This is a genomic window from Haladaptatus litoreus (genome assembly GCF_900156425.1).
In the GTDB taxonomy this organism is placed as follows: Archaea; Halobacteriota; Halobacteria; order Halobacteriales; family Haladaptataceae; genus Haladaptatus; species Haladaptatus litoreus.
In genome coordinates, this window is sequence record NZ_FTNO01000004.1 from 212,283 (window position 1) to 238,769 (window position 26,487).

Here is a 26,487-nt window from a genome sequence, read left to right on the forward strand (position 1 = left end):
ACCGAATCGTTCAGTCAGCGAGAAACGCCGACATCTCCGTCGGAACGCTCGCAATCAGCGAATCAGACCGAAAAACTCGACTAAATTGGGGTATCGACTTTCTGGTTGCGGGGGTCGATTCGATTCATCTGTTGAACGATTCAAAGGAGGCACTACGACATTGCCGTCGAGTATCAAGGCCCGAGGAGTGATCGATTCGTTCAGCCTGTGATCACGCTTTTCACACCGTCTCAGGGGAATCAGTTCGAATATTTCATTTGTTCGATCAAAACACTAATTTGGTGTTCGGTGTGTGTATGTGTGTATGTCTCATGCAAAATCGGATGGACGTAATTCTGAACTGCTCTGGGGATCGCTCGCTGTCGGCTCATTCTCGATCACCATCCTCGTGTATCTTCGGCTTGGTTTCGTCGAGAGTTTCCTGCCACTACTCGTCGGTATTTTCTTCATGCGGCGTTCTATGGCACAGCGCGTGGCTGGTGGACGGAAAAATCAGCAGCCAAGGGATCGATTGGTGGAAAAGTATGGCATACCAGACGATCGAGCAATCACACGGAGAGAGCGAATAGAGATCCTTAGCGAAATTCGCTCTTCGTTTCGGAAAAAACGAGCCCTCTGGGGCGTGCTCGGTATCGTTTCGGTTGTCCTCGCATGTGTGTTCATACCGATTACGGTCCTCGTGACGCTCACGAGTATGGTTGTCGCGATGTACTGTTTCTCCAGATTCTATCGGACACACGAAACACTTCGGTATATCGATCGAGCGATCTCCAAGCTGTCCACATAACGGTTCACAAAAACGGACGTAGGTTGCTTAGAACGACGCGAGGCCGAGATATTCGACGATGGAAATAATGCCTGCACCGGTCAGGAACGCCCCAGCAATAATGAGTCCGACGGTGAGCATCCAACCACTACGGAGTTCTTCAGGGAGTGCCGTTCGTTCGGCCCAGAGCATCGCCCAACACCAGAGCCCGCATCCAAACACACCACCCAGTATGGATGCCGGGGTGACGATCGCGACGGCTGATAGATCGGACCACATCAGCACGAGTCCGAGTCCACCAGCATATACAATAGTTATCAAACGCGCCGTTCCCATTCGTTGGCGTTCCAGGCTACGCGCAGCTTTCGAGAAGGGTTTGACCGTTTCCAGCCACGTCCACGTGTATCCTTCCCACGTCGCGTAGAGCGTTCCGAATAGCGCAAAGAACACCCCGATCTTCCAAAGGATCGTTAGCCCTGGGTGAATGGCGGCGAACCACTGCGCCTGAAACGTGTAGAGGTCGAGGTCGGAGGGGATCAGCTGTGCCTCATGAAGGCTCTGAGCGCCCAGCACCATCGCGGCGGCCGTAAAGAAGGTGATCGCCGTGAACGAAATCAGTACGTCAATCTGTGGAGCTTTCAACCACGATTTTGCTCGTTGCAGGTTGCTTTCGCTCACGTCAAGTGGCACTTCCTTTCCTGGGGCAAGCTCGCGGACGACGTCGGAGACTTCTTCGGAATCGGAGCGCCGAAGGATGCCCCAGCGACGTTTTTTCGAATAGCCGACGTAGCCGATGTAGTCGTATATACCGCCGCCAACCGCACCCATATACGTGACAACTTCAATCCAGACGGATCGCTCCGCTACAGTTGGATATTTGTTATAAACGAACGGGGCGTAATCGGAAGGCATGGATGGAACCAAGCCCCCGAGGACACCGAACAGAGATGGCTGAGCGGCGATGGCGAGAACGGCGATGGTCGCCGAGAGGAAGGCGACAATGACGATTTGTGCGCGTTCGACGTATTCGTAGCCACCCACGAAGACCAATCCAGCGGTTGTGACCATCAGGATGGTTCCGACCGACGCAAACATGGTATCGTTCATCGGGAGTCCAAGAGCCCAAGCCGTGATCTGGCCAAGCATCTTGGCCAGCCCGCCAACCCACGATGGGAAGGCGACGATGGCAATCCCACCCATTAAGAGGGTGAACCATCCTCGAGGTCCCGGTAACTTCGCCCAGCGGGACATCACGTGCTCACCTGTAAGGGTATAATATCGAACACCGGAATACGTCATTATTCCTTTCACGAGTCCCGCCCAGACTAGTGCCCAAATAATCGACAATCCGAAAATAGCACCTCCACGGGGAGCGAACAGCGTTTCACCTGATCCCAGCGTGACGGAGGCAACGATCGCACCAGGGCCGAAATATGCGAGTAATTTTTTCCAGTTCCGAGACCCTGATTTGAGTTCCGTCGGTGGCTCTGGAAATGAAATCCCGTCTTCGCTCGGTAAGACAGTTTCTTCGATCGTGCTGTGCTCTGTTTGTGGTGGTTCATGTTCTACCTTCGCACACATACTGTAACCTCTACTACCTTGTCAGATAAAGTCATACATGGTTAATAAACATTTCTATTGTATGCATGAAGTAAATATTTCTGTCAATGTGTTTTATAGCGTATATATTATTTAACTTCTAAACTTCTGTTATCTCCCCGTCGAAGCCGCTCCGAAACGATTGCGGCGATAATGGCGAGTATCGCGAGTAAACCGAAGAGCCACGAAAAGCTCGCTCGTGTAAGGACGTATCCAGCGATAGTCGCACCCAAAGCACCAACGCCAAAGACACCGGCGTACGTATATCCGTAACTCAATCCACGAGTGTCGGAAGACGAATAATCCGCGACGGTAGCTTGCATGAGCGGCTGCTCACCGAAGAGGAACACGCCAAGAAGAATACTCAGAGGAACAAGGTTCCACACACTCGGTTGCGTGATCGCTGCAAACATGGCGGAGACACCCGCCAATCCGATAAAAACGAAAACGAGTCCGCGGACAGGATTCACTCGATCGACGAGCCATCCACCAACGTACTGGCCGAAGACACCGACGAGCAGCAAACCACTGTATAGGTACTGAGACGTCCCACGAAACAAGTCCGCTGTGATGGCGGACTCTGACGTGATTACCGTGTCGAAGACGTCAGGGAGGAAGGTCAGAATACCTCGGTAGAACAACCCTTCTAAAACCACCAACAGGAATATCACGGCGAACCCACGAGCGAAGAGTCGTTTCGATGATGCACCGAACTCGGCCATCGAGAACCCGCCCTGTGGATCGACAGCCATTCCTCCATTGCTTACGCGAGCAGGTTTCTCGATAGGAACAAGAAGCGTAACAATACCGACGAGGAGAGCCGGGGCGACGAGCAGCGAAGCCACGTATCGCCACGACAACTCCAGGAGTAGCACTGAAACGAGGAGTGGGCCAACTGCAGTACCCACGTTACCTGCCACGCCATGGAACGCTAGTCCGCGCCCACGTTCCGAGACGGTGCGGCTGATCAGTGAGAGCCCGGTAGGATGATACATACTCGCGGACCCACCCCAGACTATCAAGCCGATGGTAAGGATGAAAATGCTCGGTGCGAGACTTATGATGACGAATCCGACACCCATTCCCAGCACACTGATCGCGATGAGTTTGCGTGTATCATAGCTATCGGCAAGAATACCGCTCGGAAGCGCTCCGAGGCCGAACAGGACGTATCCGACGGTGACGACGAATCCGATCATCGCTGTATCGACGGTGTACGTCGTCATCCAGATCGGAATGAGGAGCGGAATGGTGAGTTCATACGTATGTACCAGCCCATGTGCGAACGATGCGACAGCGACTGTTCGTCGATCGTTACTATTCATTGCAGACACCGCTGGTGATAGCCCCACGGGTACGACGCATTGAGCCTTGATTCGGGACCGTCATCGAGGATTGAGGGTACACAAATAACATATAATCACATCGATGGTCCGACACGTGTGATCGCGAATTCCGTCAGGCCGTGTTTGTCTGCCGCACAGGGATTCCCGTTGCCAACATTTCGAATCCGCGTCAGTAGGTCGTTTTTGGTGGCCGCTGTTGCGTCGATATCGATGTCTTCGGCAAGCGCCGTAACTGTGGAACGTTCTCCGGAGACCTTGATAACGGGGGCTATCGGATGACCGGCGGGTATCCCGTCCGCCGTGAGATGGACGAGAAGGTTCGCGCCCGCTGCGATCAGTCCAGTTGCTGCTTCTTCGAACCGTGATGGTGAATCGACAATTCCAACGCCGGAATCGTGAGATGCAGCGGACCCATACTCCAGCACTTCTTCAATGTCACCCGACCCCCATTCGCGAGTTATTTCGTCGAAATTACCCGCTGCAGCACGCATTCCGACATGCGTCGCCCGGGGTGGCTTGTCTCGGTGCCGGGAAAGCAACGCCTCGAGATCGGATTGAGCGTCTGGAACGGTAAGTGTGCGCGCGGCTTCCGGATGTACGACCAGGGGTTCGTTTCCTGCAGCGACGATTCGAATATCCATCTCGGTTAGTTCACTGATTACGTCGCCGACGAGGGGTGCTGCGACCTCACGCGTGCTCTCGCGGAGATCACTTGCGATAACACCGACGGTCAACCTCCGCAGTGAGACGGATTTCTTGCGGATGTCCGCTTGCGTCCATAGCTCTTGAGCAAGTTCGACACCTTGCTCGACGCACGCTTCAGTGCTTCCAACATTCTGAATCGAGACCTCTCTAACGGGTACACCTCGTTCGGAGAGTGAGCTAGCCACTTCTGTACTCTGTACTTCCTCACAACCGAGTCCGACTACAACGACACCTGCGACGTTCGGGTTGGTTCCGATGCCGACGAGTGTTCGCGCCGTTTGTTCATTATCCGCGCCGAGCTGAGCGCACCCGTGATCGTGTGGGGTCGCTCGAGCGTATGGAAGTCGTGCCGCGATTCGGTCGGCAACGTGATGGGAACAGATCACCGATGGAACGATGAGAACGTGGTTGCGTATCCCGACTTCCCCGTTCGAACGTTCGTATCCCTGGAGTGACTGTTTCATTATTTGGTTTCCTCCTGGTCACCTCGACCACGAGTGCTCTCACAATTGTGTGTATGTACCCAAGTTCCTGAGGGGACGTCTGCCGTTGCACGGCCGATAACGGCACCGTATTTGTAAATATCTTCCCCGCGCTCTATCGGGCCAAGTGCAAATTTATGCCCGAATGGAACCCGGTCGGCGAGTACGATTTTCCCGCTGTCAAAATTCAATACGCGTCCGGACTCGAGGTCTTCGAGTGCGGTCGCAACTGAGTCCTGTTGGTCCATGAGCAGTGCTGCATCTTCGATCACATCGCCTTTCATACTGCGCTCTCCAATTCTCGTGGTTGAATCTCGTTGATCGCGAACTCCTGAAGCTGTCGGCGTTCAGCCTCGGTTCGTTGTCCATCTGCGACCGCTTTGATGGTCTCGTAGACTCGTTCACCGACTGCCTCGATATCCTCTCCGTTGACAATCGTCGACACGTTTACGTCCATATTATTTCGCATCTTTTTCCAGGTACTCGGATTACCTGTGACCTTGATGACTGGCGCTATCGGGTTTCCTGTCGTCGACCCTCGACCTGTTGTAAACGCGATTATCTGTGCGCCGCCGGCGACCTTTGCGACGACGCTCTCGACATCGTACCCGGGTGTATCCATAAGGACGAGCCCATTGCCGGACGGTAATTTTTCCCCGTAATCGACGATGCCACGTATCGGGGTCGTTCCACCCTTCGCGATCGCTCCGAGGCTCTTTTCTTCGATTGTCGTCAACCCTCCTTCCTGATTGCCGGGTGTAGGTTGTGCTCCGCGGAGGTCGACTCCCATCAGTTTCGCCTGTCCCTCGCGCGCTTCGACGCGTTCGAGAAGTCGCTCACGAGTTTTCTCGTCAGCACATCGTTCGGCGAGGATGTGTTCTGCACCGATGAATTCTGGCGTCTCGCTGAAACAAGCCGTCCCACCCGCAGCAATAAGTCGGTCTGCTGCATTCCCCACTGCGGGATTGGCCGCGATACCGCTCGTTGCGTCACTTCCTCCACATTCCGCGCCAAAAATCAGTTCCGACATATCTGCCTCTTCGCGTCGTGCATTCGATACACTCTCGTACAAGCTTTCGATGAGCTTTTGCCCCGCATCGAGTGTTCGTTTTGTCCCTCCACAGTCTTGGATCGAGAGCGTCTCAACCGGCTTGCCACTCGTCGCAATTCGATCCGCGAGCGATTCGGCATCGATGTCTTCGGTACCGAGTTCGAGTACGACGGCGGTACCAACGTTCGGATTTCGACCGACGCCAGCCAAGACGCGTTCTGTTTGCCTCCGCGCCGGTGTGGGTTGTGCCGTCCCCATTTGATGAGGTGTGGCACGTGCCCATGTGCCGGATTCGGTCGCGATTTGCCGGGCAACCGGACTGGCCGCCACCGACGTCGGAATGATGGCGACGTGATTTCGGACGCCGATCTGGCCATCGCTTCGGCGATACCCGCGAAATGTTGCACACATACGCCTTCTTCATTCTCAGGGCTGTGCTATAGGTTTTACTTCGTGAGAAGAGAAAGTACCGACAACACTCCCAACCGTTTGAGCATTATCGCCAGTCCAATGTTCGATTCAATGTTATTGCCCTTCTCCGATAGTTCACCCCCACCTCAAATGAGAAATACTGTGAAAAGGCGTCAGCGCTCGTCGGGTACAAGTAATTCGATCGGATGTTTCACATCGCTAGCCAGGAGATCAGCGAGTTGCTCGGTACACGAGGTTCCGGAGGCGACGATCGTCCGGTCAGTTTTATCGGCGAACTGTTCGCCAAGGGTCGAACCCAGGTCCATACTCAGTTCGTAATACTCCGATTTGTACCCAAAGCTGCCGGCCATGCCACAACATTCGACGTCGGAGGTGATGACATCGTACCCGAGCCGATCGAAGACCGCTTCGGTATATGCATCGAGTCCTAACGTCCGTTGCTGGCAATGACTGTGGTAGGCGAGTCTCGAGTGCTGACTCGAGAGTGAGTCTGCATCAGCACCATTTTCCAATAGACCAAAGACGTACTCGAGAACCTCGTAGCTGTTTTCCGAGAGCATCTCGAACGCGCTAGCAGGGAGTAGCTTTTCGTAATCACGACGGAACATGGCTATATCGCTCGGTTCGATGACGACGATGTCAGCTCCCGCGTCGATATCGCTTCGAAGCCGGTCAGAGACTTGTCTGGCCTTCGATTCGGCGGTGTCGATCATCCCCTGTGAGAGCGGTGCTCGCCCACTTCCGGGGATGTCCGGAATACGAACCTCGACTCCCAGTGATTCGAGAACGTTGACGGCAGCTTTCCCGCGCTCTACGAGGACATAGTTCGTGTAAACATCCGGGTAGAGCACGGCAGTTCGGTCGGCATTACGAACCTTGCTTCCACCCCGAGCCTCGAACCAGTCGACGAGTGATTCGCGCCTGAACGATGGGAGTTCGCGTCGCTGGTCGATTCCCATGAATCGGTCCATAATATTCCTGACGGGAGACGAAGCGAGCACCCAGTTCGATACAGGAGCCGTTTTACTCCCCACCTTTGCCATCGTTTCGAAGGTACCAAACGCTCGTTTCTGGAGGTCCAGCCTCGCTGGTTCCTCGTCGGGAGTCAATCCTTCGACGAGAAAATCGAACTTGGAACGGTCATGGTCGTGATTAAGCCGGTCGCGAACGACCGTGTTGATCCACGGAATATCGATTTTCACCGGACAAGCGGTCACACAGCGCGAACACCCTGTACATAGATCGTTGAACTCGGCCGCGCTTTCGATGCCGTGGACCCCCGTCTCCCAACCGGTGGCGATACCGCCGGTGTATGTTTCTCCGCCGAAGGCATGGCCGCCAACGTGCTGGAAGTTTGCGCAGGAGTTTGCGCAGGCACCACACCGAATGCAGTACAACGTCTCCCGCAGCTCCTCGTCCTCCCTCATCGCCAATCGACCGTTATCAATTAGGACGAGGTGGAACGAACGGTCCTCATCCGTTCCAAACGCCGACGATTCGGGGTTCTCGAAATCCAACGTGGGAGAAGCGGTTGGGGGGCTGAACAGTGATACGTACTGCGAAATGTCCTGTCCAGTGGCCGACCGTGCGATGAGTTCGATAAACGGTCCAAGGTCCGAAAGTGACGGGAGTATCTTCTCGACACCGGTGACTGCAATATGAGTATCAGGGGTTACAGCACACTTTCGTGCATTCCCTTCGTTGGTAACGAGCGTAATCGTTCCCGAGTCCGCGAGTACGAAGTTTGCGCCAGTCATCCCGACATCGGCAGCTCGAATCCGATCCCCGAGATAATCTCGCGCAAACTCGGTAAGCTGTTCCGCCGTCTCGAACGGCTCGTCGGGGTCGAAATATCGGTTGAAGAGGTCGGCGACATCGTCGGTCGTCCGATGTAGGGATGGCCCGACGAGATGGGAGGGGGCTTCGTCTGCAACCTGCAGAACGAACTCGCCGAGATCCGTCTCCCAGACATCGACATCGTCCGCTTCCAATGCCTCGTTCACTTCGATTTCCTCCGTTGTCATCGACTTACTCTTCACGACGGTGTCTCCACTGGCTTCACCGACGACCTCTCGGATATAGGCGTTGGCATCCGCGGCGTCGTCAGCGATGTAGAGATCACCACCGTTTTCTTCGATGGAATCACGGAGCCTTTCTACGAGTTCGGGAAGCCGCTCGATGGCATTCTCCTTGATGGAACGAGCCTCGGCACGAACCGCTTCGTAGTCGTCGAACCCTTCGACGGCATCGTATCGCTCTTCGTTGAAGTGAGTCGTGTTCTCTCGAACGCTCTCGCCCTCAGTCTCCAGCAGATGGCGGATTTTTGCAGCCTTCCGACGTCGGGTATCGCTGCTCATCTATCGATCCTCCACGATGATAACACAGACGTCTGCTGGCCCGTGAACCCCCTCGACGAGCGCACCCATATCACCGGTTGCGCTGACGCCAGTCGCAAAGACGGCGGATCGCCGACCGTCGGTGAACTCGCCATCCAACCATTCGAGCGCGTCGCGAACATCCGGAACAATGTCGTCTTCACGAACCACAGCGACGTGACGAGGTGGATAGAGGCTGATCGGTTCAGTACCATTGGGGGAGGATTGTAACAGCAGACTCCCGTGTGCTGCAACACCAAGCGCGGCGGGAGTAATGCCGGTTTTCGCCTCTACGAGTTGCCGCGATGACGGGGAAAGATTCGCATCCGTTTCTTCGAGCGAGATGCCGTCGATGTCTAACGGAACGCCCACGGCAGGCAGTTCTATCTGCGCAGCGAGTGCTTCGGTAAACCCATCCGGGGTCGTACTTATACACGGAATATCGAGGGTCCCTAACGACGACTCGAATGCCGCGACCACGTTTGTTGCCATAGTTTCACACACTGAACGGACCGTGATAATCATTTCTCGTTGTGTCGAGAGATGTTCACATCTTTTATATCATCAAATTTACCGTTTGTGAAGGAAATGGACACGGGTTCTTGGACTACGCGTAAGTCGTCGCGAGTACGGGTGGCTTCGACGAGCGGCTCGGAGACCAAGAGATAGCGAAGGTGGCTCGTGTCTTCCGCTCGAATCACACGCGCTTGCTCAGGAGGGGTGACACCGATCGTCGAGAGGCAGGCGAGTAGCCCCGCGGCGTCGTTTTCGACGGTCGGGGGAATCCGCATCGAGCGTGGAGAGGTCGCGGTGAGAACGTTGACAAACGTTTTTCGGGAATCAATGGCTGCCAAGAGATCGGCGTGGATGAAATCGGCGGATCCGACACCGACAGCGTTACCGTGTGAAGCTTCGGTCAACTCACGAACAAAAATCCGCTTAATTTCCGGCGTTTCCGGCTCCGGTTCGTTAAGACCGTACACGAGCCGGCCAATGACGTTCGTATCCATTCCTGCCCCCGAGATGTCCTTGCCCATGCGATCCAAAATTAATACGTCGAGATCGTCGAACGGCAACGTCGGCAATAGCTCGTACGAACGCTCCAGTAACCGAGCTTCGCGCTGGAGAAAACCACCTTGGGATATCCCTTCGATTATCGCAGTATCATCGTTCTGATCTTCGACGAGGGCGATGCCACCGACAATCGGTAATGCCTCGATCAAGAGCGTCGCCATTTCGGGAATCATCCGGCGGAAACTCCAGTTAGCCGCCCATTCGTGGGCCGTCTTTGCTCCGCGTTGTTTTCCCATACCAACGACGAGCATCTTCGAGAGGCCGCTTTCGATGCGACCGCTGAAATCCGTATGCGGTTTGATACGGTTGATTGGAACGATCGCATCCGCATCGACTGCGTTCGCGTCCGCGTGAACCGGAACTTCCCTGTCGTCAGTCTCACCGACGATAACGGTCTCCATCGTCGAGCGGATCTCACAGCCAACGGACGTCTCGGTGACACCGAGAGCAGCGAGCGTTTCCCGTTGACCATCTGGTGTTGCACCACCGTGACTGCCCATCGCCGGGAAAACGAACGGTTCGTAGCTACGGTTACGTAACCCTGCAATCACCCCCGCAACGATCGTTTGGAGGTTTGATATACCGCGGCTCCCGACACCGACAGCAACAGTTCCACCCCGAGGCACTGAGGACAGGTCGAGCGAATCCACCGCAGCAACCGCGCGATCCCGAATGTCTGCATTGGGGATCGGAGACGTTTCCCAGCACTGCTCGATGACTCCCATTTTGGGAAGTGACTGGTCAGTGCATGCATCACGAACCGTCGTTTCGGAGATAATCCTGCCATCCATGGATTCGCGGACCATACCATATCCATTCCGATCGATTACTAAAATGTAGGGGACGAACTCCGATTCAAACCACGACAGCGGGACAAAGTACATCGACAGTCTGTTCCGAAAATCCAGCGGCGTATCGCTGTATGTCGGATGAAGATTCTACGGGATATTACTCGTAGATGTGGACGCTTCCAGTGGTGTTCGATTCGATATAGTCCCAATCGTACTCCACACCGAGACCGGGTTCATCCGGAACCGGAACCGTCCCGTCACTGTCGATTGCGTCGATCATATCCGAGTAGCCTCCGACATAGACGGGGGGTTGCGTGTTTTGGCACTTCGGATGAACCAGTGCGAGTTCATAGTAGTTCGAATTCCGTGTCGCCGCGATACAATGCCGCTGGGCGGGACCGGGTGCGTGGAATTCGACGTCGAGTCCGAACCCTTCTGCTACCCTGGCACGTTTCATCGCGCCCGTAATTCCGCCGTCGTACTCGGGATCTGCACGCACGAAATCGGTAGCCTCGTTCGCGACGAAGTCGGTAGCCATCTCGAGACCGCGAACGTGTTCAGTTTGTAAGATCGGGGTGTCAAGCGATTGGCGAAGCTTCCGATGTGCGTGTTGGGAAATCCCGCCGTCGCGGAACGGGTCTTCATACCAGAAAAAGCCTTCTTCGTCGAGCGCACGTCCTAATTTGAGCGCATCGCCGAAGGTTTCTAGCTCACAGGCCGGATCGTGCATCAGATCCATCTCGTCCCCGACACGTTCTCCGACCGCGTGCACGGCCGCGATTTCGCGGTCGAGATCTCGGGCGGTATCGTCACCTCCCCACCCATGAATCTTGTATCCGGGGAACCCGCGCTCACGGCACTCTTCGGCGAAATCAGCGAACGCTGTCGGCGAATCGAGCCCTTCATTCTCGTCACCGTGATAGGTGGATGCGTAGGATGGTATCCGCTCTCGGTACGTTCCAAGCAGTTCGTGGATCGGTGCGCCGTGATGTTTTCCTGCAAAATCCCACAGTGCAATGTCGAGCGGACCGATCCCCATTCGATCGTACTTTCTGAGCGCACGCTTGACCTCGCTCCAGTGTTTCTCGCGTTTTAGCGGATTCTTACCGACGAGATAGTCGGCGACGGTATTGTATTGGGCCGCTCCTGGAGAGTTGCCTCCTACATACTCCCCAGTGATACCGGTATCGGTGTGAACCTTTATCGCGAACAATTTTCGTTCGGTCGTTGCTCCCGGCTCGTAAACGAGGTTGAAACCGTGCGTATCGGTGCCAACGTCTTCTAACGGATACCTGAATTCCGTGCTCTCGATCTTCGTTATTTCTGGTGCCACAGTAATGAATTCCGATGGTATGGTATAAATTTTTCCGGACGTGATTACTCTTGATTATGATTATACCATGATCAACGTGGGATTTTTATACAGCAGCTTCATTGAACGCTGACCACGATAATAGAGAGGGTAAAAAATGACATCTCTGACAGCGGTGCTTTCTACAGTTAAATGACGTCCATAGTTTGCTAACTAACTTGTTCTCTATATCAGAATAAAACTTTTATACCCGCAATCAGTGATCGAATCATGGAAAAGACAGCGAAACACCCAGTCCAAACGACGGAAAAAACGCTCCGGCTCGTCGAGGCGCTCAAAAACAGCGGGAGTTGTGGAATTACTGAATTGGCGGACCGGTTGAATATGGGTAAAAGTGCAGTTCACAATCACTTGGCTACGCTCGAACAACACGGATACGTGGTCAGCGAGGCTGGAAAGTATCGATTGGGGCTGAAGTTCTTGGATATAGGTGGCTATACCCGTAGTCAGATGGACCTGTATAAGACTGCAGAATCGGAAGTAAAACAGTTGGCAATGGAAACGGGCGAGCGGGCAAATTTACTGACCGAAGAACATGGTATGGGAATCTACCTATATCGTGCGAATGGAAACCGGGCCGTTGATTTGGACACTTACACCGGTGTTCGTACCTACCTTCATACCAGTGCGCTCGGAAAGGCCATCCTTGCAACTATGTCAGAAGAGCGTACCGAGGCTATTCTCGACCGGCACGGGCTACCGGCGACGACACCGGGGTGTGTAACCGACCGCGACGAGTTATACGACGAATTAGAAACGATTCGTGAGGACGGATTCGCGGTCGATGACGAAGAACGGATGGAGGGTCTCCGCTGTATTGCGATGCCCATCACCTCTACGGAAGGGAACTCGTTGGGGGCTATCAGCATCTCAGCACCGTCCAGCCGCATGAAAGGGACTCGGTTTCAAGAAACGATCCCGGAATTGTTGAGCGGTGCTGTGAATATGATCGAACTCAATCTCAACTACTCGTAGGCGAGTGTTCTCTATCCCATCCGGATCGAATCGATGGTGTTGGAAATCGAACGCCCTTTTTTGGGTGAATCATAGCTTACTCGATATCGAATCTCGTTCTCTATTTCACGATCCATTGTGATTCACCTTCAGCAACCTGATCCAGCAGATCCACGTGAAATCGGACCAAATACATGAAGAAACTGTACACTTGCTACTCCGCATGCTAGTTCTATTCCAGAAGGATCACCTCCGTTTTAAATCAATTACAGACCTATGACTGTAATGGATACCGGCCAACCGGCATATAAATACGGTCTGGGCAAACAAATATTAATATAATTCGAGGATGATTTTCGAAAGAGGACTAGCAAAGTCGAGCGAGTGATCCGGAAATGTGAGCTAGACGACATGGGTGAGACGCTCGAAAAGCACTGGACCGGAGAGATCGAAGAGCAGTACAGTCTTCGTAACCTCGCTGATTTTTTCAACCAGGAGATGTTGGCTGTCGAATTTGACCGACATAATGCTGCCCCACTCGAGGGGTAAGTCGAAAACACCTACAGCCTCCTCACGGACGAAACGGTTAGTAGCAGGGTCAAAACGGAAACCGAAAATTCACTCGCTCGTAATGGAATCGATGTAGAAAAGCTCAGGAAGGATTTCGTATCTCACCAAGTATCGAAATGTATCTCACGAGTTGAAGAAGGACGACTCCCAAACACAGATCCAAAGGGAGCAGATACAGTTCGACATCTTCAGAACCGGATGGTTGCAGTTTCTGAAACAACGCTCACGAATCATCGTAGTACGGATCGAGTCGAACTGGCGGACTTCGAGGTGATCAACGACGTTCGAGTCATCTGTGACGAATGTGGTCAGTCCTATCCAATAATTGAACTTCTCGATATGGAGGGCCGTGATTGCATGATGAATCATCATAACTGAAATTTCGAGGATATATATTAAGAAGCTCATACTGATTGACTATTTGATCTCTGATGGGAGTATCTCTCGTTTATTGTAATACTCGAAATACGATTGGACATAGTATGGAAATTCATTTATAACCTCACAATCAAACGAAGTGATATGGAATCAACGCAACGGAATCGAACTCCAGTTGAGCTTTCAGCTACTAATATCGGTGGCATTGACCACACCAGCGTTACGTTTTCTCCGGGAGTCACCGTTCTCACCGGGCGAAACGCAACTAACCGAACCTCATTCCTTCAGGCGATCATGGCGGCACTCGGTAGCGAACGAGCGTCGCTCAAGGGTGATGCCGACGAGGGGTCAGTCGAACTCACCATCGGCGACGAAACCTACACTCGCACGCTCACACGGCAGAACGGAACTGTTGTGACGAGCGGTGAGCCATATCTCGACGATCCTGAGATCGCGGATCTCTTTGCGTTCTTGCTTGAATCGAATGAGGCCCGGCGTGCAGTTGCCCGAGGGGATGATCTACGAGATCTGATCATGCGTCCCGTCGATACCGAAGCGATCCAAGCTGACATCGAGCAACTTACCACAGAAAAACGCCAAATAGATGATGAATTAGAGGAACTTAAGTCCCTCAAACATAAACTTCCCTCTCTTGAAGAAAAGCGAACCCGTTTAAAAGAGGAAATAGAGGAGAAACGAGCAGCGCTCGAAACAAAGGAAACAGAACTCGAAGAGGCTGATTCTGACGTCAGTGAAACCCGGAAAGAACAAAACGAGCTCGAAGAAAAGTTGGATGAATTGCGAGAAACACGATCGACCCTCGAGGATGTCAGATTCAAGATCGGCACTGAAGAGGATAGTATCGAAGCCTTGCAGGATGAACTTGAGGATCTCGAGAGCGAGCAGGCAGAGCTTCCAGATGGTTCAACTGACCCAGCGACGGACTTCGAGGAGGAGCTTCAAACGTTGCGCGAACGAAAGCGCCAGCTCGATTCGACGGTGAACGAACTGCAAACGATCGTTCAGTTCAACGAAGAAATGCTTGAGGGCACCAGCCCCAATATTCGCACTGCACTCCAATCAACAACAGAATCAGATTCGGATGGGTCACTTACAGATCAACTTGTTGCCGATACAGAGACTGTTGTCTGCTGGACATGTGGAAGCGAAGTCGAAAAACAGAAAATTGAGTCGACGCTCGATCAGTTACGATCCCTTCGGCAGGAAAAACTCGATGAACGAAGTGAGCTAAATGCCGAGATGGGGGAGCTCGAAGAAGAGAAATCTGAACTTAAGGCCCAACAACAAGAACGTCAGCAGATCGAACAGCGTCTTCAGCAGCTCGAAACTGAACTTGATGATCGAACCGCCAAACTCGATGACCTGCGTGATGAGCGCGGTACAATAACCGAAGAGATCGATACTCTCGAACAAGAAGTGGAGGAACTCGAGCAAGAAGACTACAGCGAAGTACTGGACCTGCATCGCGAAGCAAATCAACTCGAGTTCGAACTGGAGCGACTCGAAACCGATCTCGACGACGTTGAAGCCGAAATTTCGGACATCGAAAACCAATTGATCGAACAAGAGCAACTCGAAGACCAGCGGGCGCAGATCCAAGACGAATTAACCGACCTCCGGACACGGATTGATGACATCGAGGCCAACGCCGTCGAACAGTTCAACGAGCACATGGCGAGCATGCTGGAGCTGCTTGACTATGCAAATCTCGATCGAATCTGGATCGAACGCACGGACCAGGAGGTTCGCGAGGGTCGTCGGAAAGTCACGAAAAGCGTGTTCAATTTGCATGTGATTCGCACGACCGACTCGGCGTCAACCTATGAAGACACGATCGACCATCTGAGTGAAAGTGAGCGGGAGGTCACCGGACTTGTGTTCGCATTGGCAGGCTATCTTGTTCACGATGTCTATGACCGCGTGCCGTTTATTCTCTTAGATTCACTCGAAGCGATCGACTCGGATCGGATTGCAACATTGGTTGAGTACTTTAGCGAGTATGCGGGCTACCTTGTTGCAGCACTGCTGCCGGAGGATGCCGCGGCTCTCGACGATGCGTATGAGCGTGTAACCGAAATCTAACTATTCCTCTTTTAGGATCGTAGATCTCAATTCTGGCTCAAATGTTGATACAAAGTATTCCGTTTTTATTAGATACAATATTAGCACGACAATCGTCATCCTGCTTCTTTGCTACTTAGAAATGGGACTACTTGAATAAATTAACCAACGGTACTATTGTACACAGATTTGTTGGTTAATAGTTGACTTTGTTCCTTTAATAGCGTGGCAATATCCAGAATCGCTATTGTGGACTCACAGGGGCGATATATTCTGATTTAATGCGGTCGCCCTCCCGCCATTGAAAGTAGTAATACTGATTGTCACTGATTGTCTTCGTTACGATCGATGCTTTCGCGGGGACACCTTTTTCCACGATGGCGTTCCAATCCGCACTATCGTCCGAAATCCCCTTCGATTGTGCTCTAGCAACGAGTTCATTGGCTGTCGCCTGTTCGCTGTGATGGGTGCCAACGGCAGTTTCACGGTCGGTTTCTGCCTGTGCGGCACGATACACACGAAGCTCTTGTGCATAATCCGCAACCGCTCGTAATGTCTCGCTGTCTTGTTTTTGCAAACCTTCGACGATGTATTTAGGCAGTAGATCAGAGGGTTGAGGTTTCGGTGGTTTCGGCATTTGCGCTTATTCCCTTAACCAACATCATGGCCGCCAAAACATAAACTTGTTGGTTAGATTCTTAGACAGCCATGTACTCTCTCAGGGCAATAAAAATCGAGACGACAAACATCATATCATTCACATGCAGTTTTCTGGAAAATTTTGTGCCTAAGCGAAGGGTTAAATTTGTTAGTAAAGATTAGAAACTGTGGCAAACGGAGCCACCGGCATGCTCGGTCGATACTGTCATCCAACACAATCTGTTGCGTCGCTGCACCCGACGTAGTTCATGGACAGACCGAGCGTGTCAGCACCCATTGACGGGGTACTTATATATGAATATGAGATTATCTATTAAAATATTTAAATAGATGAGCAATTTAGGAATCTGCCATCGAAATTATACGCGAACGGTACTCAAACGAAAAACCAGCCATCAGTACCGCTTCTTCTGCGGCACAGAATCGTTAATTGATCCCACGAACTTATATCTACATTACTATTTCCAGAAAGCTTATTCCAGACCTATCGAAGTGAGGTGGTATGGTGAAAACACTTGATTTGGCTATGAAAACGGTGCTGGCAGGTGTTGGCTTGCTCTTCTTATTGGCGGTCCTGTTTGGCGGTGACATAGACGAGGATATCGGTGTGTGACAGATTCCAGAATAGTAGGCTGGTACACAACTCGAAACGAGCGCGTACCAATACGAACAGGAACTGAGTTCGGAACGAGAGGGAAACAGCGGATTCACCATGGTCAATCGCGAAAGAGGAAGAAAACAAGAGATACAGCTTCAGCGGAGCGGTGGAGAGTTCGATAAGATAGTCGTCAGCAGCGAGAGACTGATCGGCGAGATCGGATGTTTCGAGAACCATAGTTCCCTCTTGAGTTCGAACGGTCAACGGTGCAAGCTTGGGGATCGAAATGGGTTCTGGTTCAATTTGTACTACCGTGTTAACTGGAAAATAGAAGTTGCGAGAAGAAACAGAGAAGAGATCGGCTGGTGCTGATGAAAACAGAGCAAAGCGAACATCCTCGATAGGGTCGTAAATATCAAGTCCTGGTTCGTCAGGATGTCACTGAAAATCCATACTATGAGCTTACGAATCTATTTGCAGAAAGATCGCGCCTATGACAACTCAACCCACTTCGTCGTCGGTAGATCTGGAGCGTGCCAGCGATGCTCGGCAGACATGTTGTCACGCTTTCGAAGTTCAACCCGTGCATCGAAAATCCCTGTCTCCCACAAGTTCTGAACGTGGGGGTCAGAATCTGGAAGCGCGACGTGATAATGGGCAAGCCCTCGAGCATCGAGAATCTGCATTCGCAGCGAGCGCAGCATTTGTAGGAGCTCGACGTCGTCAAGAGCGGAGGGAAGGCAATCAAGTGAATCCATACCGAAACGAAGCTGAGCTGGCTTAAGGCCGCCGAATTCTGATTCGTACGTTTTGATGGTCCGGGTGAGGTTCAATTGAACGGCTTGGAGATCATCAGTAGAAATGTATGCATCGGTAAGTGACCGAGTTTCCGAATTCCGTTCAGCATCGAGATCGATATCAATGATTGTCGTCGCAGGAGTATCGAAAGAGACGCTGTCAGCGAAATAATCACGGGCCTGCGCGGCATCGGAAGCAGCGAGTGCGAGGATACGTTTTCGGTGACGTTGAGAGTCATTACTGAACATTGTCCGAGAACAGGTTGCACGAACGCCAGCAGTTACGTCACCAGTGACGAGAAGATTACTGCCCGACGCTTTGAGCTCCGAGAGAAACACTTGGAATTCGCCAGCTGGCCCGCGTGTGAAATCGGTGGCCATTGGGTCAATTGTTTGGATTGTTCAATTGTAAATAAGTATTTCGAAACACTATAGAAGATAAATATATTATAATATTTCTAGACATATATTTTCTATAGCGAGACGAAACATTTCCTTACAGGCAGTTAATGATATCCATATGACATTATAATTGGCACTGTCTATATAAGGACGAGCAGGTCGAAGAGCTAGTTGTTCATGCTACTCTCAAACCTGCTCAGAGGGAGTTTAGACACGGCTACGCTTGAATGTTGGGAGCGTGGAGCCGGACGGATGTTCGCTCAGGGAAACAAAAGCGATTCTTGCGCTCCTCGGCGTAAAACGGTCGCATCAAGCGATCTTTCAATAGGTTCATCGGGTATCTGACAGCGTCTCCGTCCCGCCGTCGGTATCGCCGACGCGGGTCGCGGTGGACGAAACCGCTGTCAAAATCAACGGCGAGTGGTCTTGGGTGTACGCTGCAATAGACACAGAAACAAAGTTACTGCTCGATGTCAAAGTGTTTGATCGGCATGGCACTGATCAAGCGGCTGCGTTTCTAGCTGATTTGGCCGAGAAACACGATCTCTCGAACGCTATGTTTCTCGTTGATGGCTACGGGTATCGGACTACCCTCTTTCGAGTTGGATTGCGCGGTCGGCTCGACTACACAGAGCGAAACCTGATCGAAAAGTGGTTTCACACGCTCAAACAGCGGATCGACCGCTTTCATACGTCGTGGGTGGGCAGTCGGCCAAGCGTCCAGCGCTGGCTTGAACAGTTTGTGCATTACTATAATCATCAACGACCGCATCAATCGCTCAACAACCGAACGCCTGTCGAGGAGGAGCTTAACTAGACAGTGCCGTACGAGGTAAGTTGTCTTGAATTAGATATGGTTATTAATTGGGTAGATGAAACAGAAGGCCTCATCGGAGCTCGGATGACAGGAGGTGGCTTTGGTGGATCCGTTATCGGACTCACAACATCTGATGATCTAAATTCATTTAAAATTAATCGAAAAATCGCATTTAGCAGAAATTGGTATCGAACCACAAATCTATACCAGTCAGCCGTCAGATGGTGTTACATATATAAAATGTGAGAATACATCGCGAAATCATACGATGTAACATCATCCTCCATTATCAATCCAAATATCTCATGATGGATTTTTATTCATGAAATAATTCTAAGAACCCAAGTCATGAGGGAAGGGATACTAGTTGCCAGCATTACTATTCATAGTTCAGATATTTGTGTAAGCTACTAAGCAAAGAGCACTATATATGCTTCAATAGTTACGGGATATGTATCGTTACTATACACTACTTTGTTAATAACAACCATGATCAGAATATCTAAATGTGCAGAAAAGAATGGGAATAATAATGAATCGGCGAACACTGCTCAAAACGGCCCTCCCCACAAGTCTCTTATTGGCTGGTTGCGCTACTCAGTCAGATGAATCCGATACTCCAACCTCAACCCAGATATCAACAATAAAAACGACACGCTTGCAGCCCCAAACCACCCAACGAACGGAATCCACAACAGAACCCAAGACAAACAGCACAACACAATCTACGACAGAGCAGGAAACACCTAGTACAACCCAGTCAACGACTAGTACGACTGAATCCACAACTGAACCAGAAACACCTAGCACGACCGAATCCACAACCCCACAAACAACTCGTACATCTCAATCGACAACTGAGACAGAACCACCCAGTACAACTCGGTCAACGACTAGTACGACCGAATCCACAACCGAACCAGAGACATCTAGCACAACCCCATCGACGACAGAACCAGAACCACCCAGCACAACCCAATCTACAACGTCGCAAACGACAACCAGCACCAAACAACCAACTACAACGGTTTCTCACACGGCACCGAACCACCCATCGACGAAGGGAGTATTCAATGAACCAACGCGTGGGCCAACACCATTCAGTACGGATGCAACCCTTATTGCATTCGAGGATCCGTCTTGCCCCACGTGTATAGATTTTGAGAAGAAAACATATCCAAAGCTCAAACGCAACCATATCGATTCAGGAGAACTGTCTTTCGTCTTGCGAATGATACCCATCGTCGATGAGTGGGGAGCCCGCGCAATCTATGCACTTGAAGCAGCTTACGCTCGGGATGAGCAAGCGTTCTGGGATCTGAAAACATACTACTTCAGTAAACAGAATCAATTCAACAAAAGAAATGTATTCTCAAAAACGAAATCGTTTATCAATTATAATACACAGTTAAGCGGACGGGCTATCGTTCGGGACGCAAAATCAAAAGTACATAGAAAACAGGTACAAGAGGATACTTCTGTCGCAAAGGCCGCAGACGTTCCTGGGACGCCAACATTTTTTGCCTTCAGATCTGATGAGTATGTCACAAAAATCGTCGGGAAACAAAGTTATAGTATCTTTAAAAATGTACTTGGACTCTAGAAGTTAGCATATCGGTTTGCAAAACTAATGTAAGCAGTACGGCACTCGATTGCAAGTGACATTCTCCCCATCGTTTACGACGGGGCTTCCCCTCCTGAAAGAGTGGGGTTTTACCCGGCTGCATTTATAACTAATGTACAGTATATTCAATTATGAATATATTGAGTAAAAGGGTCGCTATTTGCCAACCAAGGTATGCTTTAGCCATCCAGACACAGATTGGATGAGTGAGCGGACGGTAGATACTGACCGAGTATTTGAAGTTGTTGTGTTGTCGGATTTCTCGGACAATCTTTGATAGGCTTGGTTTTTCTCATCGATTATGGATTCATACTTATCAATGGATTTTTGATGCCTAATCTTATTAGCCTGAATAGTACTTTCAAGCGATGCGATCTCCTCTTCGAGATTCTCAACATCTGCTTTGAGATTGACGATTTGGTCGTTCAGTGTCTCACGCTCTGATTCAAGGAGGTTAACCTCTGCTTGGAGTGTGGCGATCCGAACGTGATTTCTGAGATGTTGGGAAGAACTGTATCGATTCAGACATTGTGAGTGTATGTCCTCATGATCATCAATTAGGGGTGCTGTAGAGCCATTCGATGCCAGTTCATTAGTGTTGCTGCTATTTCCTGTATCGGAGTGGCCGGACTGAGAATGCATCAGTTAGTATAATATATGAATACAGGTATCATATATAAAAAAGTCAGTCAGTCAGTAGTCGGACAATAGTTAAAAAATCGACAGCAGAGAAAACGACTACTTCCAATGCACATCGTGCAGCTATAAACACCATACAAACTTAAATGCCGCTGCGAAAGTCGGGAAACGAGAGAGGGAACCTTGCACGACCTAACACGTCGGATAAAGTGAATCGTGCTCCTCGCTGGTTGAGCACTTGCTGGCATTGACGCCCGTTGTATACGGGGAGGAAGGCCGCTGTGACACGACTGTTTGTGCTAGAAAGCACACCCTCGGCCATAGTTGGGCGGTGACCTTCGACGGGCCACGCGAAAGCATTTTTGAGTCCTGAGAAAACGCGAAACCCCAATATCCCCTTTGGGAATCTTCGCCTTTGAAGACGGAACGAACGTCACTCTCTCCACTGAATGAGTTGGTCCGCTCCGGATTCGGAGTATGTCAACTGTACTGCCACATCAACGGAAGAAGCTGCCTCCTTCGGCACTTCGAACGCAATGGTTGTGGATGCTGACCCACCGGGTTCCACCGACGATGAGACGAACTGTTGCCAATTCTTGGCAGCTGGTTCTGCTACATCGTACTGTTCATCGTCCGCCCGTATTGATGCCGTCGTCCCTTCGGGAAGCGACTGCGACGACTCTGCTGAGTTGTTCAGCTTAAATGTTACAAGACCGAACATCTTCCCATCAGCCGATTTTGATGTCGTTCCATCGTGTTTGTAAGAGCTGGACACATCACCCCCTGTGGCTGCAATTTTGAGATCATTACCGACACTTGTGTACTCTCCGAATGCGACAGTGCGTATTTCACCGCTCGTCGTGGTTGAGTCCGACGTTGTCGCCTCACTCGTTGTTTCGGATGTCGTTTCACTTTCCGTTGTTCTTGTTGTGGTGGTTTGATCCGTCGAGATTGTTGTTGAACCGGTATCATCTCCATCGGAGGAACAGCCCGCAAGAAGAACTACGCTCGTCATACTTGTCATAAACGTGCGACGTTTCATGGCAGATGATTGTTTTTAGTCAAAGCGTATTTTACTATCGGCCATTTCGATAACTGATTAGCGAATCTCGCCCGAAAATAATAGCAGAAAGCTGAGTTTGCTGGAATCAAGAAAAAGTTTGAAACCCGTACAGACGACAGCGATACGGATCACTCAGTGGGCTGTGATTGGCTTAGTGCGTTCTCTGTTAGCCCTATGTGCAATCGGGCAACGCAACCTCCCCCAAGGAATGGTGCGAATCACGTGCATCTGCACTTTTTCCGAAAATTTTTGTTGAATATAATGTGTAATTGACTTAGACAGATTCGAGTCAACAGCGAAGATTATCGAAGTAGTCGAAACGTAAAATACGGAGCTACAAAACCAGCGAATACAAGCGCCAATTGAGCCTGCTACAAGAGCATCGTCGCTATTCAGGGCTGTAATCAGTCAGCCGTAGCTTTCCTTCGACTTCATAGATGTGGCCACGCATGTAGAGCTGTTCGATGATATCCTCGGCCGCAGGCTGCTCGAGCTCCTCGCTATTCTTGAGGATCGTATATGCTTGCTCGTACGTGAGCTCACCTTTGTTTGGGAGTGCACATGCGAGTGCGTCGAGCGACTCTTGCGCAAGTGGTGTGAGTGGTGATCGCCGATTCGAAATCATCGATGTAATCTCATATACGGGCACTAACAATGTAAATCCTCGGGATACAGCGCCCACCCATTTGTTGTTGGTCTGTTAAAACAAGGGGGGGGGTATATCGGCGTGAAAAGATACGAATGCCACAGGAGTCACAATACGGACTGAACTAGACAATAGCAGGTTCCTTTTCGAAGGTGATGATTTTAGTAGAGACCCGCGTCTTCAGGCGCGGGTCGGACAATAGCCAAAACGATCGAATGCTACTATTTTCTTGACTGCCCAGTGTTTGCTCACATTTTGGCTAATAATATTAATACTTGTTAATAATAAATATTTGCTTCTCGGTTAGCTAGCACGGGTTTGTTTACCGTTAAGGAAATATAAGTTCATGTAACATCTCGCGTGAGGAAGAAATTCACACGCAGATTAGTGACTATGAGTAACGATCGACAACACGAGCAGACTGAATCACACAACGAAACAAATCGATACACCGCTGAAAATGCAGCAAAACTCGAACAGAGTGCATTCGATGGCAGCTCAATCGGCCGACGCACATTCTTAAGCGTCGCAGCTGCAACCGGTGCCGCGCTTGCCTTGCCTAGTACGGTATCAGCTGAGGTCTCTGATGAGGCGATGACCGACCTCGCGGAGTTTGCCGTCAACGCCGCACCAGATGACCACCAAGTAACACTGGTCATCGAATTCGAGGATACGGATGCGCTCAACGTGTTTTACGATGAGTATGGCGAACCAGACTGGGACATCGAAGAAGATGATTTACCCCCAAAAGCCATACCCCGTGAGAAGCCAACCCCTGCAGCCCACGCCTATCTCACTGCTGACGAGCTCGCAAACGCTCTCGATCGCGGTGGTATCGAGTTCGTCGACTTCTCACCAGGTGCAAATCCGTTTTGGAAGCTTGGCGATGCCTATGCCGATCGTGTTTTCCCCAAGGTTGAGAATGCACGTGACTTTGTTTCCCACAGCGAGCTAAACCAGGGTCTCCATTACCTGGCAGAAGAATATACAGATCGCCTCCGCGTACGCGCGATCGGCCAGAGTCCGGGCTGGGAAAATCTATATACAGGCGATGACCCCGATCCTAAGGATATCTATGTTGCAGAAGTCACAGAGAATATCCAAGATGAATCATCATTTGCAGAGAAAGACAAAGTTGTTTTCTCACTTAGCATCCATGGTGACGAACCAGCGGGTCGCGTGGCTGGCACTCGGATCATCGAAGAGGCCGCAAAAGGCATAGCCGACGATTTCGAGGACGTTCTCTCCGACATCGTCATCGTATTTGTCTTTATTAATCCGGATGGCTGGGTCGTGCGAAAGCCGCAGTATGAATTTGAGACATGGTGGGGCAGTACGGAACGATTCCGATATGACCGTGGAAACGCAGCCATTGGAGATACGAATCGACAGTACCCGACGATGGGATGGGTCTCTCCCGAGTACTGGCCCGCCGAGCCTGAAGATACACCTGAAGTACGTCCTGATGACCCAGAAGGTCGGGGATACGAAGAGATGGTTCCAGACGCACTGGCGGTTGTCGAACACCTACGTGGATACGACAACGTCGAGTATCTCTGCGACTATCACATGATGGACCTCTCGGAATCGATGGTATTGAATCTCGAATCCAATGCACCCTACAATCATATTGGGACACACAACCTCGACGAGGTCAATATTCGTATTGACAACGGAATGCAAGCTCACTGGGGCAGCCCTGAAACAATTGCCGATGATACGTCTCGCGCCAGCAAGGCTATTCACGGCGTCGAAGGATACGTTCCGGAACGACTGCTAGATTATGGGACGATTTACGACTCACTAAGTTATCAAATCACTGGTGGGTTGCTTGGCTGGGCGGGGCAACCCGAAGAATTCGGCGGTCTTGGTGCGGTTACGGTCGCCCCAGAGCTAGTGCTTCGAGACGGCTATGATTGGAAGCCATTTATCGAGCGTCGTCTAGAGATGGCATACCGCATCTCGATGCGCGAGTACGCTGAAATGACGGCCGCAAAGACAAACGCAACTGTCGCTACCGGTGGACAGGATACCGCCTACGTCAGCTCCAATATCTTGACGCGTCGATCGGCGGATCTCCCGTATACTGACGAAAAGCCGGGTAACGGAAAGGGCAAGGGTCGGGGGCGCACAACACGGGTTCAACGCCGTCATGAGACCGTCCAGCCGGGTCCCAGCGGGAGGGCGCGTGCATCGTCGGGAAGCACCACACATTCACTAGCTGTCCAGTTCACCGCCCACGGTATTGACGAGGGTGTCGTCAAGCTCGTCAATCCTGGTGGCCAAACCGTCCGTGAGATTGATCTTGCTGACCCGCTATCAGAAGATCAGGGTCACTTCTACGTCCCGAATCCGGACAATGGCGACTGGTCAATCGAATACAACGGTGAGGCCGAAATTAATGTCGAAATGGTTCTCCTCGAGACCGAGGATGAATACCCGGACCCTAAAGAAGTTCTCGGCTACTCCCAGCGCGAATACGTCGTTAACCCAATGCAGTTTTTCGAGGATCTCGAGCCGTTCCTCGAGGAAGGGTCGATCGATGGCTTACGCGTCCACGACGTGCGTATCGGTCGGCTGATGCGGGGCAATTCCGGTAAACGACGGTATGACAATCTTGTTGTCTCGCACGACGATGGTGTCGACGATCGACAATACGTTTCGGCTATCGAGGAGTTCGTTGAGGCGGGTGGTGATCTCGTACTTACCGACGCAGGAATCAACCTTCTTGGATCGCTCAACGTCGGTCAAGCTGCAGCTATTGAGGCTGATGATATCGAACATGGGACGACGGACTTTCCGAATCTTAGGAATCGAGACCTCGATCATCCGCTGCTGATGGATATCAGACCAATCCAGCAGGAGATCTGGAAAATATCTCAGCTCGGCTATACAACAGGCGATGATTCACCAATTTGGACCGTCAGCTCAGATGCCTTTACGGACGCTGGCGGCACTGTCGCCGGTAGCCTCGGCAGAGATGGAGACGTCGGTGCCGGAATGCTGTCAGCCGACGGTGCAGAAATCAGCGTAATCGGCTCTGTCCTGCCGCCAGCAAATCAGCGAGAGCTCCATCCCTTTGGCATGGCAGACTATACACTGTCGTTTATGGGACACACGCTTATCTGCAATGCGCTTGGCTTCGAGCAGCACCGGTACGTGAATGGCGAACTCGTTGGGACGTGGGGTGAACTTCGGTAGGGGAAATCGAGAAGCACCGTTCTCCTTGTTTTTGAATCGTCTTCGAATCTGATTCGTGTTATG

The 26,487-nt window shown here is 51.4% G+C and carries 18 protein-coding genes and 2 pseudogenes; 7 read left to right on the forward strand and 13 right to left on the reverse strand.

Annotated features, from left to right (window positions below; all coding sequences use genetic code 11):
• Window positions 1-814: 814 nt before the first annotated feature.
• The 9 genes from BW974_RS17300 to BW974_RS17340 form a co-directional block, all read right to left on the reverse strand.
• Window positions 815-2,347, reverse strand: coding sequence for an Nramp family divalent metal transporter (locus BW974_RS17300; RefSeq protein WP_076431489.1), 1,533 nt, complete (start codon window positions 2,345-2,347; stop codon window positions 815-817).
• A gap of 107 nt (window positions 2,348-2,454) precedes the next feature.
• Window positions 2,455-3,690, reverse strand: coding sequence for an MFS transporter (locus BW974_RS17305; RefSeq protein ID WP_076431490.1), 1,236 nt, complete (start codon window positions 3,688-3,690; stop codon window positions 2,455-2,457).
• A 95-nt stretch (window positions 3,691-3,785) separates the two neighbouring features.
• Window positions 3,786-4,880, reverse strand: coding sequence for a UxaA family hydrolase (locus BW974_RS17310; RefSeq protein WP_076431491.1), 1,095 nt, complete (start codon window positions 4,878-4,880; stop codon window positions 3,786-3,788).
• Complete coding sequence (locus tag BW974_RS17315; RefSeq protein ID WP_076431492.1) at window positions 4,880-5,182, reverse strand: UxaA family hydrolase; 303 nt, start codon at window positions 5,180-5,182, stop codon at window positions 4,880-4,882. Before BW974_RS17315 ends, BW974_RS17310 begins: the two co-directional genes overlap by 1 nt.
• Window positions 5,179-6,360 (reverse strand): UxaA family hydrolase, encoded by a 1,182-nt coding sequence (locus BW974_RS17320; protein ID WP_076431493.1) that lies wholly within the window; start codon window positions 6,358-6,360, stop codon window positions 5,179-5,181. Before BW974_RS17320 ends, BW974_RS17315 begins: the two co-directional genes overlap by 4 nt.
• Window positions 6,361-6,533: 173 nt before the next feature.
• Complete coding sequence (locus BW974_RS17325) at window positions 6,534-8,738, reverse strand: LUD domain-containing protein (RefSeq protein WP_076431494.1); 2,205 nt, start codon at window positions 8,736-8,738, stop codon at window positions 6,534-6,536.
• On the reverse strand, window positions 8,739-9,248 hold the full coding sequence (locus BW974_RS17330) for an LUD domain-containing protein (RefSeq protein WP_076431495.1): 510 nt from the start codon (window positions 9,246-9,248) through the stop codon (window positions 8,739-8,741). It abuts the gene before it with no gap.
• Between the two features lie 29 nt (window positions 9,249-9,277).
• Window positions 9,278-10,636: a nickel pincer cofactor-dependent isomerase, group 22 gene (locus tag BW974_RS17335; protein ID WP_076431627.1), complete on the reverse strand. Its 1,359-nt coding sequence runs from the start codon at window positions 10,634-10,636 to the stop codon at window positions 9,278-9,280.
• 142 nt (window positions 10,637-10,778) lie between these two features.
• Window positions 10,779-11,954: a mandelate racemase family protein gene (locus tag BW974_RS17340; RefSeq protein WP_076431496.1), complete on the reverse strand. Its 1,176-nt coding sequence runs from the start codon at window positions 11,952-11,954 to the stop codon at window positions 10,779-10,781.
• A gap of 249 nt (window positions 11,955-12,203) precedes the next feature.
• Between BW974_RS17340 and BW974_RS17345 the strand changes: the two genes are divergently transcribed.
• The 3 genes and pseudogenes from BW974_RS17345 (at window position 12,204) to BW974_RS17355 (ending at window position 15,998) form a co-directional block, all read left to right on the forward strand.
• Window positions 12,204-12,968 carry an IclR family transcriptional regulator gene (locus tag BW974_RS17345; RefSeq protein WP_076431497.1) on the forward strand — a complete coding sequence of 255 codons (765 nt, stop codon included), beginning with the start codon at window positions 12,204-12,206 and terminating at the stop codon, window positions 12,966-12,968.
• A 360-nt stretch (window positions 12,969-13,328) separates the two neighbouring features.
• Window positions 13,329-13,895: pseudogene (gene rdfA, locus BW974_RS27255) on the forward strand (rod-determining factor RdfA); the annotation flags it as partial.
• 144 nt (window positions 13,896-14,039) lie between these two features.
• Window positions 14,040-15,998 carry an archaea-specific SMC-related protein gene (locus BW974_RS17355; RefSeq protein ID WP_076431498.1) on the forward strand — a complete coding sequence of 653 codons (1,959 nt, stop codon included), beginning with the start codon at window positions 14,040-14,042 and terminating at the stop codon, window positions 15,996-15,998.
• Between the two features lie 223 nt (window positions 15,999-16,221).
• Here BW974_RS17355 and BW974_RS17360 read toward each other — a convergent pair whose 3' ends face one another.
• Window positions 16,222-16,614, reverse strand: a complete 393-nt coding sequence (locus tag BW974_RS17360) for a DUF6788 family protein (RefSeq protein ID WP_076431499.1) — start codon at window positions 16,612-16,614, stop codon at window positions 16,222-16,224.
• Window positions 16,615-17,726: 1,112 nt separating this feature from the next.
• Window positions 17,727-18,413, reverse strand: a complete 687-nt coding sequence (locus tag BW974_RS17370; RefSeq protein ID WP_076431501.1) for a DUF7504 family protein — start codon at window positions 18,411-18,413, stop codon at window positions 17,727-17,729.
• Between the two features lie 198 nt (window positions 18,414-18,611).
• On the opposite strand from BW974_RS17370, the pseudogene BW974_RS17375 reads away from it, so the two are divergent.
• The 3 genes and pseudogenes from BW974_RS17375 (at window position 18,612) to BW974_RS17385 (ending at window position 20,854) form a co-directional block, all read left to right on the forward strand.
• Window positions 18,612-19,251 (forward strand): annotated as a pseudogene (locus BW974_RS17375) (IS6 family transposase).
• 3 nt (window positions 19,252-19,254) lie between these two features.
• Complete coding sequence (locus tag BW974_RS27260; protein ID WP_217694358.1) at window positions 19,255-19,497, forward strand: hypothetical protein; 243 nt, start codon at window positions 19,255-19,257, stop codon at window positions 19,495-19,497.
• 286 nt (window positions 19,498-19,783) lie between these two features.
• Window positions 19,784-20,854, forward strand: a complete 1,071-nt coding sequence (locus tag BW974_RS17385; protein ID WP_076431503.1) for a DsbA family protein — start codon at window positions 19,784-19,786, stop codon at window positions 20,852-20,854.
• A gap of 1,093 nt (window positions 20,855-21,947) precedes the next feature.
• Here the strand turns inward: BW974_RS17385 and BW974_RS17390 are convergent.
• On the reverse strand, window positions 21,948-22,529 hold the full coding sequence (locus tag BW974_RS17390; protein ID WP_076431504.1) for a DUF4352 domain-containing protein: 582 nt from the start codon (window positions 22,527-22,529) through the stop codon (window positions 21,948-21,950).
• A gap of 436 nt (window positions 22,530-22,965) precedes the next feature.
• Entirely contained in the window at window positions 22,966-23,202 is a 237-nt protein-coding gene (locus BW974_RS17395) for a hypothetical protein (RefSeq protein WP_076431505.1), read from the reverse strand.
• Window positions 23,203-23,616: 414 nt separating this feature from the next.
• On the opposite strand from BW974_RS17395, the gene BW974_RS17400 reads away from it, so the two are divergent.
• On the forward strand, window positions 23,617-26,424 hold the full coding sequence (locus BW974_RS17400) for a M14 family zinc carboxypeptidase (RefSeq protein WP_076431506.1): 2,808 nt from the start codon (window positions 23,617-23,619) through the stop codon (window positions 26,422-26,424).
• Window positions 26,425-26,487: the final 63 nt, after the last annotated feature.

Bases quoted from the DNA above. Each gene is read 5' to 3' on its own strand.
- BW974_RS17300 (WP_076431489.1), bottom strand. From the start codon at position 2,347: ATGTGTGCGAAGGTAGAACATGAACCACCACAAACAGAGCACAGCACG.
- BW974_RS17305 (WP_076431490.1), bottom strand. From the start codon at position 3,690: ATGAATAGTAACGATCGACGAACAGTCGCTGTCGCATCGTTCGCACAT.
- BW974_RS17310 (WP_076431491.1), bottom strand. From the start codon at position 4,880: ATGAAACAGTCACTCCAGGGATACGAACGTTCGAACGGGGAAGTCGGG.
- BW974_RS17315 (WP_076431492.1), bottom strand. From the start codon at position 5,182: ATGAAAGGCGATGTGATCGAAGATGCAGCACTGCTCATGGACCAACAG.
- BW974_RS17320 (WP_076431493.1), bottom strand. From the start codon at position 6,360: ATGTGTGCAACATTTCGCGGGTATCGCCGAAGCGATGGCCAGATCGGC.
- BW974_RS17325 (WP_076431494.1), bottom strand. From the start codon at position 8,738: ATGAGCAGCGATACCCGACGTCGGAAGGCTGCAAAAATCCGCCATCTG.
- BW974_RS17330 (WP_076431495.1), bottom strand. From the start codon at position 9,248: ATGGCAACAAACGTGGTCGCGGCATTCGAGTCGTCGTTAGGGACCCTC.
- BW974_RS17335 (WP_076431627.1), bottom strand. From the start codon at position 10,636: ATGGTCCGCGAATCCATGGATGGCAGGATTATCTCCGAAACGACGGTT.
- BW974_RS17345 (WP_076431497.1), top strand. From the start codon at position 12,204: ATGGAAAAGACAGCGAAACACCCAGTCCAAACGACGGAAAAAACGCTC.
- BW974_RS17355 (WP_076431498.1), top strand. From the start codon at position 14,040: ATGGAATCAACGCAACGGAATCGAACTCCAGTTGAGCTTTCAGCTACT.
- BW974_RS17360 (WP_076431499.1), bottom strand. From the start codon at position 16,614: ATGCCGAAACCACCGAAACCTCAACCCTCTGATCTACTGCCTAAATAC.
- BW974_RS17370 (WP_076431501.1), bottom strand. From the start codon at position 18,413: ATGGCCACCGATTTCACACGCGGGCCAGCTGGCGAATTCCAAGTGTTT.
- BW974_RS17385 (WP_076431503.1), top strand. From the start codon at position 19,784: ATGAATCGGCGAACACTGCTCAAAACGGCCCTCCCCACAAGTCTCTTA.
- BW974_RS17390 (WP_076431504.1), bottom strand. From the start codon at position 22,529: ATGACGAGCGTAGTTCTTCTTGCGGGCTGTTCCTCCGATGGAGATGAT.
- BW974_RS17395 (WP_076431505.1), bottom strand. From the start codon at position 23,202: ATGATTTCGAATCGGCGATCACCACTCACACCACTTGCGCAAGAGTCG.
- BW974_RS17400 (WP_076431506.1), top strand. From the start codon at position 23,617: ATGAGTAACGATCGACAACACGAGCAGACTGAATCACACAACGAAACA.